The 14,640-nt window shown below is 65.3% G+C and carries 13 protein-coding genes and 2 tRNA genes; 2 read left to right on the top strand and 13 right to left on the bottom strand.

Features of this window, described 5'->3' with window-relative positions:
• Nucleotides 1-709: 709 nt before the first annotated feature.
• The 12 genes from J2D77_RS16005 to J2D77_RS15950 all read right to left on the bottom strand — a co-directional run bounded on the left by J2D77_RS16005 (nt 710) and on the right by J2D77_RS15950 (nt 11,707).
• Nucleotides 710-1,054 carry a hypothetical protein gene (locus J2D77_RS16005; protein ID WP_207847457.1) on the bottom strand — a complete coding sequence of 115 codons (345 nt, stop codon included), beginning with the start codon at nt 1,052-1,054 and terminating at the stop codon, nt 710-712.
• Nucleotides 1,055-1,275: 221 nt separating this feature from the next.
• Nucleotides 1,276-1,683, bottom strand: coding sequence for a hypothetical protein (locus J2D77_RS16000; RefSeq protein ID WP_207847456.1), 408 nt, complete (start codon nt 1,681-1,683; stop codon nt 1,276-1,278).
• A 115-nt stretch (nt 1,684-1,798) separates the two neighbouring features.
• Nucleotides 1,799-3,223 carry an Nramp family divalent metal transporter gene (locus tag J2D77_RS15995; protein WP_207847454.1) on the bottom strand — a complete coding sequence of 475 codons (1,425 nt, stop codon included), beginning with the start codon at nt 3,221-3,223 and terminating at the stop codon, nt 1,799-1,801.
• A gap of 277 nt (nt 3,224-3,500) precedes the next feature.
• A complete protein-coding gene (locus tag J2D77_RS15990; protein WP_207847452.1) occupies nt 3,501-3,764 on the bottom strand; it encodes a DksA/TraR family C4-type zinc finger protein in 264 nt (87 codons plus the stop codon).
• A gap of 125 nt (nt 3,765-3,889) precedes the next feature.
• Nucleotides 3,890-3,965, bottom strand: a tRNA-Phe gene (locus J2D77_RS15985).
• 55 nt (nt 3,966-4,020) lie between these two features.
• Nucleotides 4,021-4,215: a DNA gyrase inhibitor YacG gene (locus J2D77_RS15980; RefSeq protein ID WP_207847451.1), complete on the bottom strand. Its 195-nt coding sequence runs from the start codon at nt 4,213-4,215 to the stop codon at nt 4,021-4,023.
• On the bottom strand, nt 4,212-5,348 hold the full coding sequence (locus tag J2D77_RS15975) for a ribonuclease E/G (RefSeq protein WP_230975891.1): 1,137 nt from the start codon (nt 5,346-5,348) through the stop codon (nt 4,212-4,214). Before J2D77_RS15975 ends, J2D77_RS15980 begins: the two co-directional genes overlap by 4 nt.
• A 14-nt stretch (nt 5,349-5,362) precedes the next feature.
• Entirely contained in the window at nt 5,363-6,001 is a 639-nt protein-coding gene (locus J2D77_RS15970) for a Maf family protein (protein ID WP_407927113.1), read from the bottom strand.
• 1 nt (nt 6,002) lies between these two features.
• The gene (gene infA, locus J2D77_RS15965) at nt 6,003-6,221 is read right to left on the bottom strand and encodes a translation initiation factor IF-1 (RefSeq protein WP_025860133.1); all 219 of its coding nucleotides are present in this window, start codon (nt 6,219-6,221) and stop codon (nt 6,003-6,005) included.
• A gap of 101 nt (nt 6,222-6,322) precedes the next feature.
• Nucleotides 6,323-7,645, bottom strand: a complete 1,323-nt coding sequence (hisD, locus tag J2D77_RS15960; RefSeq protein WP_207847448.1) for a histidinol dehydrogenase — start codon at nt 7,643-7,645, stop codon at nt 6,323-6,325.
• A gap of 10 nt (nt 7,646-7,655) precedes the next feature.
• Nucleotides 7,656-8,417, bottom strand: coding sequence for an ATP phosphoribosyltransferase (gene hisG / locus J2D77_RS15955; RefSeq protein ID WP_207847447.1), 762 nt, complete (start codon nt 8,415-8,417; stop codon nt 7,656-7,658).
• A gap of 308 nt (nt 8,418-8,725) precedes the next feature.
• Entirely contained in the window at nt 8,726-11,707 is a 2,982-nt protein-coding gene (locus J2D77_RS15950) for an Rne/Rng family ribonuclease (RefSeq protein WP_207847446.1), read from the bottom strand.
• Nucleotides 11,708-12,255: 548 nt separating this feature from the next.
• Between J2D77_RS15950 and J2D77_RS15945 the strand changes: the two genes are divergently transcribed.
• The gene (locus J2D77_RS15945) at nt 12,256-13,173 is read left to right on the top strand and encodes an N-acetylmuramoyl-L-alanine amidase family protein (RefSeq protein WP_230975883.1); all 918 of its coding nucleotides are present in this window, start codon (nt 12,256-12,258) and stop codon (nt 13,171-13,173) included.
• Nucleotides 13,174-13,324: 151 nt separating this feature from the next.
• On the opposite strand, the gene J2D77_RS15940 is transcribed toward J2D77_RS15945, so the two are convergent.
• A tRNA-Leu gene (locus tag J2D77_RS15940) sits at nt 13,325-13,411 on the bottom strand.
• Between the two features lie 253 nt (nt 13,412-13,664).
• Between J2D77_RS15940 and J2D77_RS15935 the strand changes: the two genes are divergently transcribed.
• On the top strand, nt 13,665-14,621 hold the full coding sequence (locus tag J2D77_RS15935) for a complex I NDUFA9 subunit family protein (RefSeq protein WP_207847445.1): 957 nt from the start codon (nt 13,665-13,667) through the stop codon (nt 14,619-14,621).
• Nucleotides 14,622-14,640: the final 19 nt, after the last annotated feature.

Here is a 14,640-nt window from a genome sequence, read left to right as displayed (position 1 = left end):
TGGCCCGGCATGACCTGATCGGCATGCTGCGGCCGGACCTCATAGCCTGCGCCGGAGTGCCGGATAACTGGGAGGCCCTGCCAGACGGCGAGGTGTTGGAATGGAGGCAGGACCAGCCCGTGCAGGGACCGCTCACGCTCAAGACACCGTTCAGCCTGGAGCTTGACCTAGGGGGCCATGGGACGTGCCACCTTGTCGCGCGGTTGCGACAGGGCCGAGTCGTTCAGGTGGAATATACTGGGCCGAGTGCGACGCTGGCCGGGCCGTATGCGGCATGCCGGTCTCTGGTGGCGGCCTGTGAGGGGTTCGCAGGGAAGCAAAATCGACTCGGGAAAGGTTAGACACTTCGCCTCTGAGGGCATTGGTTTACATTGTGGATAGTTTAATGGTTAGACACCGTAACCAATTGGGGAATATGGTTTTCCCCTGTTGCGTCGGGTCCACCAGCTCAAATACCCCGGGTCATGGCAGAATAATCCTGATCGCGCGCAGTCTGTCGCCTGCATCAGCCCGCGGTCGTGCGTGCTGCGCATGCATGCGGGAAATGCTCCATAGAGCGTTTTCCTGAACTAACGGGCGTGAAAAAAGCGCCTGCCTTGCGACAGACGCTTTGGGGCGTGGGGCCCGGAGACCGACACACCCTGAACGACCAGCAGACCCGGCTTACGCGGGTACGGTTGTACCCAGGTGCCGGCCTTGCCCGATCCGTTTAGCCGTTGAACTTGCTCTGGGCCTTTTTCATGTCGGCATTGGCCTTGTCGAACTGGCCCTTCAGGCGGTCCTGCGTGTCGTTGACGGACTTGGTGATCGTGTTGTTGTCGTCGGTGGCTTCATGCACGATGCAGTTGCTGTACGTGCTGGCGGCGGTCTGCCATTTCTTGACGGCGGTGGCGCTTTTGTTGAAGGCCTCGACCGAGCTCAGGTTGAAATCGACCGGGGTGGGTTCTGCCCCGCAGGTCGATGCGGTCCACTGGCCGTTGCTGATCGTGCCCGCATGGGCGGCGGAGGAGAGAAGCACAAACGCCAGAGCAAACCAGGCAAAACGATGAGTCATTGTCTATCTGTGTCCTTCAGCAGGTCAGGCGGCCCGTAGTAGCGCGCCCGATGGTGGCGTACGTGGCAACGCCGCGGGATATATTGCCCTGGCCGATCACCCGTTTCGTTGCGGCAGCATACACGCTTCGGGGCGATGAAAAAGCAAAATATGCCCCGCGCATGGCTGCGAAAACAAAGAGTTGAGGCTCCCCATCACCGTTTGCCGCGGGCCGCGCGGCCTTACTGTCCGCCGGTGGGCGGTGCCGGATTTTCCATCTTTTCGGGCGGGAGGGTGGGGGAGAGCGGTGGCGCCAAGGGGGCTGTGGTTGGTGGCGCGGTGCCGGTGTTGTCCATGTAGGGTGCCACGCCTGAAGGCGGGGGCATGGCGGCGTGCGGTGCGCCATTGTGGCTTGCGGCCTGTGTGGGCGGTGGGGTCTGACCCGGCGTGTAGTAGGGGCCGTGATAATTTTCATCGAGCTGGCTGGCGTTCAGCCGGTCGATCTCGCTGTCACCCGTGCCGTCGGCATAGTGGGAGCGGGATGTTTCAGCCGTATGGGCGGGGGCAGCCAGTCCTGCGGGGTGAACAAGGCAGCACGAGCCCGCAAGTGCCACGCCGGTCAGGAGGGTGCGAAATCCGGGGAAAGCCATGTGATAAATCCTTGTCTGCTGGCGGACCCCCAAGTAGGACAAGGGCGCCAGAATGAGACTGTAGACCACAACGCGGCGTGCCCCGCCCGGTGCCCGGCCCCCTTGCTGTCTGGTATCAGCCCTGTCCCATCACGGTATCAAAGAGCAGCTTGACGTTCAGCCCGACAATAAAGGCGGCCACAAGCCAGGACAGGACGGCAACCGGGCGGGAGATTGCGAACGGCCCCATGATTTTGCGGCTGGATGTGAACAGGACCAGCGGTATCACCGCGAAGGGCAGTTGCATGGACAGGATAACCTGGCTTGCCATCAGCAGCGTGTTCATGCCGCTATTGCCGTAAAACCAGATGATGCCCACAACCGGCACAATGGCCAGCCCGCGTGTCAGGAGCCGCCGTGCCCATGGGGGCATGCGCAGGTGCAAGAATCCTTCCATCACGATCTGCCCGGCCAGCGTGCCGGTAATGGTGGAGTTCGTGCCAGCCGCCAGCAGCGCCAGGCCGAACAGGGTGGACGCAACCTGCAACCCCAGTACGGGGGACAGAAGGCGGTAGGCGTCGGAGATTTCGGCCACGTCCTGGTGGCCGGTCGCATGGAAGGCGGCGGCCGCCACGATCAGGATCGCGGCATTGATGAACAGCGCGAACCCCAGGGCGATACTGCTGTCCCAACTGCTCCAGCGTATGGCCTCGCGCTTGCCTGCCTGTGTGCGGGCATAAGCGCGGGTCTGTACGATGGACGAATGCAGGTACAGATTATGCGGCATGACCGTGGCCCCGATAATGCCAATGGCCACGTAAAGCATTTGCGGATTTCGGACGATATCCGGGCTTGGCGCCAGCCCCCGTAGCAACGCGCCCGCCGGGGGCGCTGCGGCGACAAGCTGCACGCCGAAGCACAGGGTGATGACGCAAAGCAGGGCGATCACGAACGCTTCCAGATACCGGAAGCCCCGCTGCATCAGCAGCAGCACCAGAACGGTGTCCAATGCCGACAGCAGCGCGCCCGCCAGCAAAGGCAGGCCAAAAAGCAGTTGCAGGGCCACGGCCGTGCCAATGATTTCCGCCAGGTCACAGGCGATGATCGCCAGTTCGCACCCGATCCAGAGCACCACATTCACGCCTGTCGGAAAAATGGCATGGCAGGCCTGGGCCAGGTCGCGACCGGTGGCAATGCCCAGCCGCGCCGAAAGAACCTGGAGCAGCATGGCCATAAGGCTGGAAATCAGAATGACGCTGAGCAGCGTATAGCCAAAGCGCGAACCGCCCTGCAGATCGGTCGCCCAGTTGCCGGGGTCCATATACCCGACGGAAATCATGTAGCCGGGACCGGAATAGGCCAGAAGGCGGCGGAACCAGTGCGTGCCATCATGGGGGACCTGCACGCTGGCGAACGCCCCGGCCAGGCTGCGCCTTTGCGGATCGGCTGCGTCAGGCCCCTGGTCCGCCCGTTGGTCCGTCCACCGGTCGGGCGACTGGGCAGGCTCGCTTGTCGTCAGGTCGGGGGTGGGGGGCGTTCGGGGCGGCTGTGCGTCCTGCATGTAGGGGCAATCAATAATTATGGTTGGTATGGCAACAAAGCGCGGGCACATGCCCTGGTGCCGCGCCAAGTGAACCCGCCTTGTAATAAAAGCAGGTTTTTCAAGCCGTGACGGGCGCGAGCGTCGCACGGCGTGGCGCTACTGTCCACCGCCTGCGGGCTTTGTGAAAACCCGGCACGCAGGCGGGCAGGGCAAGGGATAGATAAAAGACGAATACTGGCCAGATGGTGGGGCCGCGACAGAACGCACGCCCCGGCGCGGGTTTCTGCCATGGGCCCTAGCGCAGTTGGCTGTCCTTGTTGCCCCGGCGGTTGATCGCGCTGAAAACAGGGCGGGCATCCCGTTCGGACTGGCAGTCTATGCACAGTTTCACGCCCGGCACGGCTTCACGGCGGGCCTGGGGAATGTCGTCCCCGCATTCGCGGCAATGCGTTTCGCTCTCGCCCTTGGGCATATGGGCGCGCACATGCTGGACGGCGTCCGCCACGGTATCGTCGATCTGGTCTTGAACGGCCCCGTCAGGAGCCCAGCCACCGGCCATGCGCATCCCCTCTGCGTAAGATATGACACGACTATTATGATAGTCCGCGCACGGAATTCAAGCCGGAGCGATTGCCAGACAGAATGCTGATTGTAGGGGAGTTAACGCGCCGTGGCGTTTCTATATGGTGCCCAAGGGCGGGATCGAACCACCGACACTGCGATTTTCAGTCGCATGCTCTACCAACTGAGCTACTTGGGCACCGCAGCCTTGCGGCGTGAGAGAGCATTTATCGCACGGTGTGGGGGAGATCAAGTCACCTTTCGCGATTTATTTCAGCTTTTTCATCATCGTCTTCGCCCAGGGCGGGTTCACCCGCGAACCGGTACGTGCCCGAAAACCACCGGCCCAGATCGACATCCGCGCAGCGCCGGGAACAAAACGGCCGACTTTCATGCGCCGTGGGCTGGCCGCAGATGGGGCATGTGGGGGTGCGGGGCGGGTTGGTCATGATCGCTCGGCAGTCCAGTGCAGGTCGGGCAGGGCGGGGTCCAGGCGCAGGGCCAGCGGGTGGCCCAGATCGCGCACGCAGTCTGCCATGGCTTGGTGGTCCTGTTCCAGCGCGCGGATCAGCCTGCTGCCTGCGCGCAGCGTGGTGGCGGTCGGGTCGTGGGTGACGATCTGGCGCAGGGCCCGCAGCGCATGGCCGTGCGGGCTGCCCAGCAGTTCGGGCAGGGATGGGTGAATGCGTGCGCGCACGATCTCGATCAGGCCCAATGCCGTCACCCCCAGGCAGCGCGGGCGCAGCGGGTCGGTTGCCAGGCTTGCCGCCACGGGTTCAAGCAGGGCCTGGCGCTTGCGGGTGGCAAGCCCTGCCGGGTCGATCAGGATCGCGCCGCACAGGTTGCGCAGGCGGATCTGGCGCATGAGTGCTGGCAGCGCGTCGCGGTTGGCCGCGAACTGGGCTGTCTGCTTGATCTGCGCCCCATGCGCGGGGGGCGCGTCCATGTCGATGGCGATCAGGGCCGGGGTGGGGGTAATGGTTGCGCGCATGCCGCCGGGCAGGGCGACCTCCGCATCTTCCAGGGCGGCGCAGTCGGCGGCGATTTCTTCGGGCAGGCTGGCCAGGCCCTGCATGCGCCGCCCCCGCAGATGCTGCGGGATACGCGCACTTGCCGCCAGGCTGTCGGCCACGATCCGGGCCGTGGGCCACCGGGCCGCCAGGCGTTCAAGCGGTGTGGGGCCGGAATGCAGCAGGCCAGGCCCCCCATGGGGCGCGGGATTGCCGGCGGCGGTGCTGGCTTCCGCCACAGTGCCGGTATCATCATGAATACGCGCGTCCGGTACCAGGCTTACCCGCACGCCCTTGCCGCCCTGGGCCGCGCGGGTAATGCGCACGTTGACATTCTGCCCTTCCGTCAGCGGTGGGGTGTCCTTGGATACGGGCAGGAAACCACCTGCCTCCAGCCCCGGTTCACCGCCCAGGTCCACGAACGCGCCCCCCATGCCGGGGACCAGTGCCGTTATGCGGGCGCGATAGAGATCGCCCACATGGTCGGGCGCCCCCGGCCGCCAAAGGGCGAAGTCAACCAGCGTATCCTGTTCGGTTACGGCTAGGCGCAACTCGCCCGGCGAAGACGCCATGCGCAGGACAACGCTCACGCCAGCCAGCCGCCGGGCTGCCCCCGCAAGAGCTGCCCGGTCTCGAACAAGGGCAGGCCGATCACAGCCGATGCGCTGCCCGATACAAAGCGGATATGGCCTGCCGCATGGCCCTGTAACGCGTATCCTCCCGCCTTGCCCGCCCAGTCACCGGCATCAAGCAGGGCTTCGATCTGGCTGGGGCTCAGCCGTGCGAAAGTGACCGTGGTTTCCACCAGTCGGCGGCCATGCCGGCCTTTGTTCCATGCAGGGGTGGGGGCCACGACAACCGATGTCAGCACGGTGTGGCGTCGGCCAGAAAGCAGTTCCAGGCAATGCCGCGCCGTATCGCGGTCTTCCGCCTTGGGCAGGATACGCCGCCCAAGGGCCACTACGGTATCCGCCGCGATGACAAGGGCCGCCTCGCTCAGCGTGCTGGTCACGGCTGCCGCCTTCTCGTCGGCCATGCGCTGGGCGTAAAGACGGGGAAGTTCGTTGCGGCGGGGCGTTTCGTCGATATCGGCCGGGCGGATCAGGTCGGGCTCCAGCCCGATCTGGCGGAGCAGGTCGATCCGGCGGGCAGAGGCAGAGGCCAGAACCAGAAGGGGGTGTGCGCCCCCGACATCAGCATCGTGCTGGCTGGGTTCGGTCACGATGTTACTTGAAGCGGAAGGTAATGCGGCCCTTGGTCAGGTCGTAGGGGGTCATTTCCACATTGACCCGATCACCCGCCAGAACGCGAATGCGGTTCTTGCGCATCTTGCCGCTGGTATGGGCGAGAATAACGTGTTCGTTGTCCAGTTTCACCCGGAACATGGCATTAGGCAGCAGTTCGGTGACTGTGCCGCTAAATTCGATCATGTCTTCTTTGGACATTGCATCCTTCATTTGGTCTGAAACTGCGGAAACTTCGGTCAGCAGATATGGTTGAGGGGCGGGTCGGGGTCAAGCATTAGCTGTGGCGCGGGATGCGGCCTTCAGCCATTGGCGGGTGTGGCGGCCTGCGCGTCCAGCGCATCGAGGCGGGCGGAAATGCTCAGCGCGTGCGCTTCCAGCCCTTCGGCATGGGCAAGGGCCACGGCTGCGGGGCCGATCTGGCGCAGGGCCTCCGGCCCGCCGGACAGGAAGGTCGTGCGCTTGAGGAAGTCATAGACTGACAGGCCGGAAGCAAAGCGCGCCGTGCGTGATGTCGGCAGGACATGGTTGGGCCCGCCCACGTAATCCCCCACCGCTTCGGGGCAGAAACGGCCAAGGAACGCGGCCCCGGCATGGCGCACCTGGGCAAAAAGCGCCTCCGGGTCGTCCACCATCAGTTCAAGATGTTCGGGGGCCAGGTGGTTGGCAAGGCTTACGGCTTCATTGAGGTCGCGCACGATCAGCACCGCCCCGGTGCTGCGCCAGCTTGCACCGGCAATGCTGGCACGGCTCAATACATGCAGCTCGGCTTCCACCGCTGCAATGACCGCATCGGCAAAACCGGCATCGGGCGTGATCAGCGTGGCCTGGGCCAGTTCGTCATGTTCGGCCTGGGCCAGAAGGTCGAGTGCGATCACGCGCGGATCGGACTTCGAATCGGCAATCACCACCACGTCGGACGGACCGGCAATGCTGTCGATGCCGACATGGCCGAACACCTGCCGCTTGGCTTCGGCCACATAGGCGTTGCCGGGGCCGACAATACGGTCCACCGGCCGGATGGTCGCAGTGCCATAGGCCATGGCCCCCACGGCCTGCGCGCCGCCCACACGGTAGATTTCGCTCACCCCTGCGCGTTCGGCGGCCGCCAGTACCAGCGGGTTGATAACGCCCGACGGGGTGGGCACGCACATGGCCAGGCGGCCGACCCCGGCCACCTTGGCCGGAATGGCGTTCATCAGCACCGATGACGGATACGCCGCCTTGCCGCCGGGCACGTAAAGCCCCACCGCATCCAGCGGGATCCAGCGCATGCCCAACGTCATGCCCACATCGTCCGTGTAGCGCATGTCGGAGGGAATCTGCGCCTTATGGAACGCCTCGATCCGGCGGGCTGCCACGTCCAGGGCGTCCAGCAGGTCGGGGGCCACCTGCGCGCGCGCCTGGGCGATTTCCTCTGGCCCGAAAGCCAGTGTCTGCGGGGTGACGGGAAGGTGGTCGAACCGCTGGGTCAGCGCGCACAGGGCGCTGTCGCCGTCCTTGCGGATGGACGCCAGGATATCGGCCACCGGCTTGTTGACTTCCTGCCCCTGTTCTTCGCGCCCGCTCAGCAGGCCGGCAAAGGCGGTTTCAAAATCAGCGTCACGTGTGTCGAGCCGTTTCATGGGCCGTGCCTCATGCGTTGCTTGCGGTGGAAAGGGGGGTGGATAATGCCGTGCGCAGGCGGCCGAGAATGGCGGCAATCCGTTCGGGCTGCGTTTTCAGCGCCGTGCGGTTGATAATGACGCGGCTGCTGACATTCGCGATGGTCTCGACCTCCGCCAGCCCGTTGGCGCGCAGGGTCGATCCGGTATCCACCAGGTCCACGATCAGGCGCGACAGGCCCAGCATGGGGGCCAGTTCCATCGCGCCATGCAGATGCACGATGGTGGCGTTGATCCCGCGTGCCGCAAAGAACCGGCGGGTAATGGCAGGGTATTTGGTGGCCACGCGCACTTCCGACCAGCGGGCCCATTCCTGCGGGTCATGCGGCAGGTGTGCCGCCTGCGCCACGGCAATGCGGCACGCCCCGATCCCGAGGTCGAGGGGGGCGTAAATTTCGGGGTAGTCGAATTCGCTCAATACGTCGGAACCGCAGATGCCCACCTGCGCGCCGCCCGATGCGACAAAGGTCGCCACATCGAAGGAGCGCACCCGCACCACGTCCACAAGCGGGTCCTGCGTTGCAAAACGCAGCTTGCGGCTGTCGCCTTCCAGGCACTCGGGGGCGGGGGCCATGCCCGTGCGCGCGATAAGCGGGGCCACCGCCTTGAGAATACGCCCCTTGGGCAAGGCCAGGACAATATGCTCGCCCGTTGCGTGTCCGCCAGCTCCATGCCCGGCAGGGGCCGGGCAGGACGTGTCTCCGGTCTGGCGGTCTGAAAAGGGCTGGGTCATGCATACTCCGGCAGGCAAGGCATCTGGTCTGGCAGGAAGCCTCCTAACACAGCCCGGCGGAGAAGAAAAACCGGCGGGCCCCACCACGCCTGCAAGCCAACGGGGCACAAGCCGGTAACGTGCGGCAAAACGCACAAAAAACAGGAAAGATGCGAAGGCGGCCGGGCGGTTGGTCTTCTGCAGGCCTGTCGCAGGCAAAAATGGCCGGGGCACTGGTTGAAAGCGCCCCGGCCATGGTTCTGGTCACTGTTGCGGCCATCGTTCCGGGCCTTGTTCAGGCTCCCGTCAAAGCCCGGCTGTAACGTGGCCTAGCGGCGCCACCAGCCTGTGCGGCGGTTCGCGCGCGGCGGGCTGTCTTCGATCACGATCGGCTGGACAACGGGTTCACCCTTGTCCCCGTCAGCGGATGGATCGCTGCCGTCGGTCGTGGGCTCAGCCGCCTGTTCGGCCTGTGCCTTTTTCGCCGCACTTGCACGGGGCGCACGCTTGCGCACGGGCTTGGCCGATGCCGCTTTGTCCTCTGCCGTTTTTTCGGCCGCCGCAGGGGTCTTTGCCGCGGCGTCTTCCGCAGCTTCAGCAGGGGCTTCAGCTACGGCCTTGGCTTTGGCACCCTTGCGGGCTGGCGCACGGCGGGCCCGGGGGGCTTTGGCCGGTGCCGCTTCAGCTTCTGCCGTGGCGGCCTTTGCGGGCTCCACGGCCGGCTCGGCTTTTGCAGGCTCAGCCTTGGCTTCGGCCTTCCCGGCTTCGGCCACCGGCGCTTCCACGCTCTCGCTCGCAGGCTTCCTGCGGGTGCGACGGCGCGGCTTGGGGGTGGATTCGGCCTCGGCTTGGGGCTCGGCTTTTGCGGGCTCGGCCTCGGCCTTTGTCTCGGCCGGGCTCGCCTGCACGCTTTCGGCCGTTTTCTGCGGCGCTGTCACCGTTTCAGGCGCGCTGGCCTTTACGGCAGGGGTCGGCCTGGCGGCAGGCGCTGTTGCGCGCTGGGCCACGCTGTTTTCCAGCAGTTCGAAAATGTCCGGCTCGTCGCCAAACGGATTCGCAGGCGTGGGCCCGTTCCATACAGGCTTGGCACGCTGGGGTGCCGGGCCCGCGGCGATTTCCACTTCCACATCGCGCGTCGTCTCGCGGGCCGGAGCCGCGCGTTCGGGGCGTTCGGCCTCGGGCGTGCGTTCGTTGCGGCGCACACGCGTGTGGCGCGTGCGGCGGCGACCCTGCACCAGATTGCCTTCATCCGCCGTGCCGTTCCGGGCTGCTTCGGGCACTTCCGCTTCTGCCACAGGGGCTGCGTCATCTTCCGCCGCATCGTCTTCAGCGTCTTCGGCGGCCTGCTGGGTAGAAGGCGCCTGGCCGTTGCCGTTCTCACCACGACGCCGCCGACGCCGACGCCGACGGCGGCGCGGCTCTTCCTCGCCCGCCACGGCGTTGGGCGCGGCTGTCGCCTCCGCGTTCGCGGGCTCCACTCCCTGGACTTCCGCCTGTTCGGGTGCCTGTACCTCGGCTTCGTCCGCTTCCACATTTTCCACCGGCGGCAACTGGGCGTGGGTCGGGGCGGGGCGGGCGTGCTGACGGCGCTCGATCCGGATTTCGGGGGGCAGAAGGGTCGCGTCGGGTGCGAACAGAACTTCCATCTGGTGGCGCTGTTCGATCTGCTCCAGCCAGTCGCGCTTGTGGTTGAGGATATAGAACGCGATGTCGGAGGCGACATGCACCGTAATGGCCGAAGCCCGGCGGCGCGCGCCTTCTTCTTCCACCGCGCGCAGAACGTGAAGGGACGAACTTTCCACGCTGCGGGTCATACCGGTGCCGCTGCAATGCGGGCACGGCACGAAGGTTGCTTCCGCAACGGAGGGGCGCAGGCGCTGGCGCGACATTTCCAGCAGGCCGAAATGCGAGATGGAGCCGATCTGGATCCGCGCGCGGTCGTTGCGCAGCGCGTCCTTGAGCCGGCGTTCGATCGTCACGTTATGGCGGCGGGACTCCATGTCGATGAAGTCGATGACAACCAGCCCCGCCAGGTCGCGCAGGCGCAGTTGGCGGGCGACTTCGTCAGCGGCTTCCTGGTTGGTGCGGAAGGCCGTTTCCTCGATATTGCGCTGGCCGGTCGCCTTGCCCGAGTTCACGTCGATGGCGACAAGGGCCTCGGTCTGGTTGATGACCAGATACCCGCCCGAGCGCAGATGCACGACGGGGGAGAACATGGCGTCCAGATGGCCTTCCACGTGGTAATGCGTGAAAAGCGGCTGCTGGTCCTTGTTCCACAGCCGCACCTTTTCGGCGTGCTGGGGCATGAGCATGCGCATGAAGTCGCGTGCTGCCTTCCACCCGCTTTCGCCATCCACCAGGATTTCGCTCACGTCGCGGGTATACACATCGCGGATCGCGCGCTTGACCAGGCTGGCTTCCTCGTAGATCAGCGCGGGCGCCATGGACTGCATGGTGTGTTCGCGAATGTTGTCCCACAGATGGAGCAGGTATTCGCAATCGCGCGTGATTTCGGGCCCGGGCCGCTGCGCGCCGGCGGTGCGCACGATCATGGCCATGCCGCGCGGCAGGTTCAGGCTGGAAATGATATCGCGCAGGCGACGGCGGTCGGATACGGCCGTGATCTTGCGCGACACGCCGCCGCCACGCAGGGCGTTGGGCATGAGCACGCAATACCGCCCCGCCAGCGAGATATAGGTTGTCAGCGCCGCACCCTTGTTGCCGCGTTCGTCCTTGACGACCTGCACAAGCAGGATCTGGCGGCGGCGGATGACTTCCTGAATCCGGTAGTTGCGCAGGAAGCGCGCAATGCGGCGCTGGATCAGCGCTTCCTCACCCGTATCGGTCTCGCCACTGACATATTCGGGCTCAGGCTCGGCGGTCTCGGCGTCTTCCTCGCCGTTTGCCAGGGCGCTGGTCTCGTCCGGGGCGGCTGCGGCGGGCGCGCTGTCCTGGCCGTCCGTTGCCTCGGCGACAATCTGGTCGTCTTCGTCGTCATCCGCGCCGTTGTCGACTAGGTTTTCTTCCTCGGCCTGGAGGGCGAGCAGCTTTTCCCGGTCGGCTACGGGGATCTGGTAGTAGTCGGGGTGGATTTCGCTGAAGGCGAGAAAACCATGCCGGTTGCCGCCATATTCGACAAAAGCCGCCTGAAGGCTGGGCTCGACCCGTATGACGCGTGCGAGGTAGATGTTGCCTTTAAGCTGCTTTTTGGCAGCGGATTCGACATCGTAATCTTCAAGCTTGTTTCCATCCAGCACGACCACGCGCGTTTCTTCCGCGTGTGTCGCGTCGATAAGCATCCGCTTTGACATAAAAAGAAAAACTCCGATACGCCGGTGGCCAGCTCGCGCGGTGCGGCCGCCAGGTGGGCGACGCAGGGCGCGGGGGCGCTTCCAGCGGGTAAAAAGAGGCATGAACTCGGGAATGAACGGCACTGGCGCTGAACCCGACCGCAACCCGTGCAACGGCGCCGCTCAGGCGGTGTAAGGCCTGCGGTCTGTCCGTTATGGTCGGGGCGGTGGAGCGGGCGATCGTCATGTGTCCTTCGGGTGGTGTTTCCCGCTTTCGGTACCGGTGCCAAGCGGCCTTTGTCCTGACCGAGGCACTGCAAACAGAAAAGGGAAACGGCTTGCATGGCGGACATTTCTGTCCTGAACCCATACTCGTTCCAACATGACGCAAATGAGGGTTGACTGCAAGTTATTCGTCATGGGTCGCGCCGATTGTGCCTGTCGGGCCTGAAACCGGCCAGTATGCTGCTACAAGGCGCGTTATTATTTTGCCATGATGCGCAGGCCAGATAATAAGGTCGAAGTGGCGAGTGAGGGCGCAAGTCATGGCAGGGTTCGGGATCGGGCGTATGACACGGCAGGGGCTGGACCCAAAGGATGGCACGTCCAGGCGGGATATTCTGGCCGGGCTTGCTGTGTCACCCCTGCTGGCGGGGGCAACGCTTCCCCTTCTGGCCGGGCCTGCGCTGGCCGTGGCGCGGGGGGCGGGCAGCCATGTGCTGCATGCGCCTGCCCATGCGGCACCCCATTCAGCCGCCCGCGCGCCGGCCATTGTGGGGCGCGCGGCCCCCACGCTCCCGCTTGTCATGCTCGATCCCGGCCATGGCGGGAAGGACCCCGGGGCGATCGGCCTGTCGGGCACGTATGAAAAACATGTGGCGGAGGCCGCAGCGGCGGAACTGGAACGCCAGCTTCTGGCCACGGGGCGGTACCGCGTGGCCCGGACCCGCACCACGGATCGGTTCATCCCGCTTGACGGGCGGGTGGAGCTTGCGCAGCAGCACGGGGCCTCGCTCTTTATTTCCATGCATGCCGATGCGCTGCACAATGCCGGCGTGCGCGGGGCCAGTGTCTATACCCATGCGCAGGGCGCCTCCGACAGCCAGACGGCGGATCTGGCGCGCACGGAAAACAGTGCCGACCGCTATGGCGGCCCGCTGGTGCACGGGGCATCCCCCGAGGTGCAGCAGATCCTTGCCAGCCTGGTGACGGAGGAAACGCGCAAGGGCTCGGCGCATATGGCGCAGGCCGTGGTTTCGGCTTTTCAGTCGCGTATCCTGCTGCTGACCCACCCGCAGCGCCATGCTGCCTTCGCAGTGCTGAAATCGGCCCAGATCCCCTCCGTCCTGGTGGAGATGGGGTTCATGTCCAACCGGCTGGATGAAGCCGCGTTGCGGCAGGCGGGGCACCGGGCCATGGTGGCCGGGGCGATGTGCAACGCGGTCGATCGTTATTTTGCCGCCGCTGGCGCGGGTCTTGCGGGGTAGAAGACCAGGCCGGGCTGTGCCAGCGTGAAGATTGGTCTGGCATGGCGGCGCGTTCGCGCAGGCAAGTGCCCGGGCGTGCGGCAAGGAGAGGCAGGGAGCCCCGGCAGGGGAGTATCTCTTTGCGATATCCGCTTTATTTTTCGAGAGAGTTTGGTGCCCAGAAGAAGACTCGAACTTCCACGACCTTTCGGCCACAGGTACCTGAAACCTGCGCGTCTACCAATTCCGCCATCTGGGCTCAAATGGCAACCAGGAGCGTGTCCCGGCTGGTGTTGAGGCGTTTACCCCGCTGGCGGGGGGTCGTCAACTGGCGTTTTGATTTTTTTTTGACAATTCGTGCATGGGCGTGGCCGCCCCCGGGTTGCCGGGCGGAACCACAATGAATTCAAACGCTTTGAATGCTGTATGCGCGGGCCGGCCGGGTGCGGTGTCGGGCTGGCCGGCCATGGCCAGAGGCTACGGGCAAAGTCTACGGGCAGAGGGTGCAGGTCATGTATGAAAACGGAACAGCCGTCGTGTTCGGCGGCAGTGGCTTTGTCGGGCGTTACGTCGTGCAGTGCCTGGCGCAGGCGGGCTACATGGTGCGTGTGGCCAACCGCAGGCCCGACCAGGGGGCCCTGCTGCGTAGCCTGGGCGATGTGGGGCAGATCGCGCCGTTCTATGCCTCCGTGCTGGATGATTATTCGGTGGCCAGCGTCATGCGCGATGCCGATGTCGCCATCAACCTGGTCGGGGTCCTGTCTTCCACCCGTGGCCAGCGGCTGGAAGCGGTGAATGTGGACGGGGCGGGGCGGGTCGCCAGATTCGCGGCAGAGGCCGGGGTGGGGCGCTATGTGCATATGTCAGCCCTTGGGGCTTCGGCCACGGCCCCGTCCGCCTATGGCAGAAGCCGCGCCGCGGGGGAGGACGCCGTCAGGCGCCACCGCCCCGATGCCGCCATTGTCCGCCCGTCGCTGATATTCGGGCGGGAGGATCATTTCTTCAACCGTTTCGCGGCCCTGGCGCGTTACCTGCCTGTCATGCCGGTTTACGAGCCCGATACGCGCATACAGCCGGTCTATGTGGGGGACGTGGCGCAGGTGATCACCCGCTTGGCCACGCAGGATGGCTATGGCGGTCGGGTATGGCCCCTGGGCGGGCCGGATGTCATGACCATGTGCCAGATCGCCCGTTTCGTGCTGGCCGAAACGCGGCGCAGCAAGCCGGTGCTTGTGGTGCCCCGCTGGCTGGCCCGCTTGCAGGCCGGCGTGCTCGAACGCCTGCCCGGTGCGATGCTGACGCGGGACCAGTTGCTTATGCTCTCCCGCGATAACGTCATGCCCGGGCCCGAATCGGGGTTCGAGCCCTTTGGCATCACCCCGCGCAGCGTCGCGTCCTGCGTGCCTGCTTATCTCGACCGGTTTCGCCCGGGGGGTGAGCGGGCCGAAATGGCGGTGGATGAGCTGTGAAATGGCCTAATAGGTCCGG

This window comes from Acetobacter garciniae, from assembly GCF_017377735.1.
Taxonomy (GTDB): Bacteria; Pseudomonadota; Alphaproteobacteria; order Acetobacterales; family Acetobacteraceae; genus Acetobacter; species Acetobacter garciniae.
The sequence above is the reverse complement of the archived record's forward strand: the minus strand, read 5'-3'. Positions and strand labels throughout refer to the sequence as shown.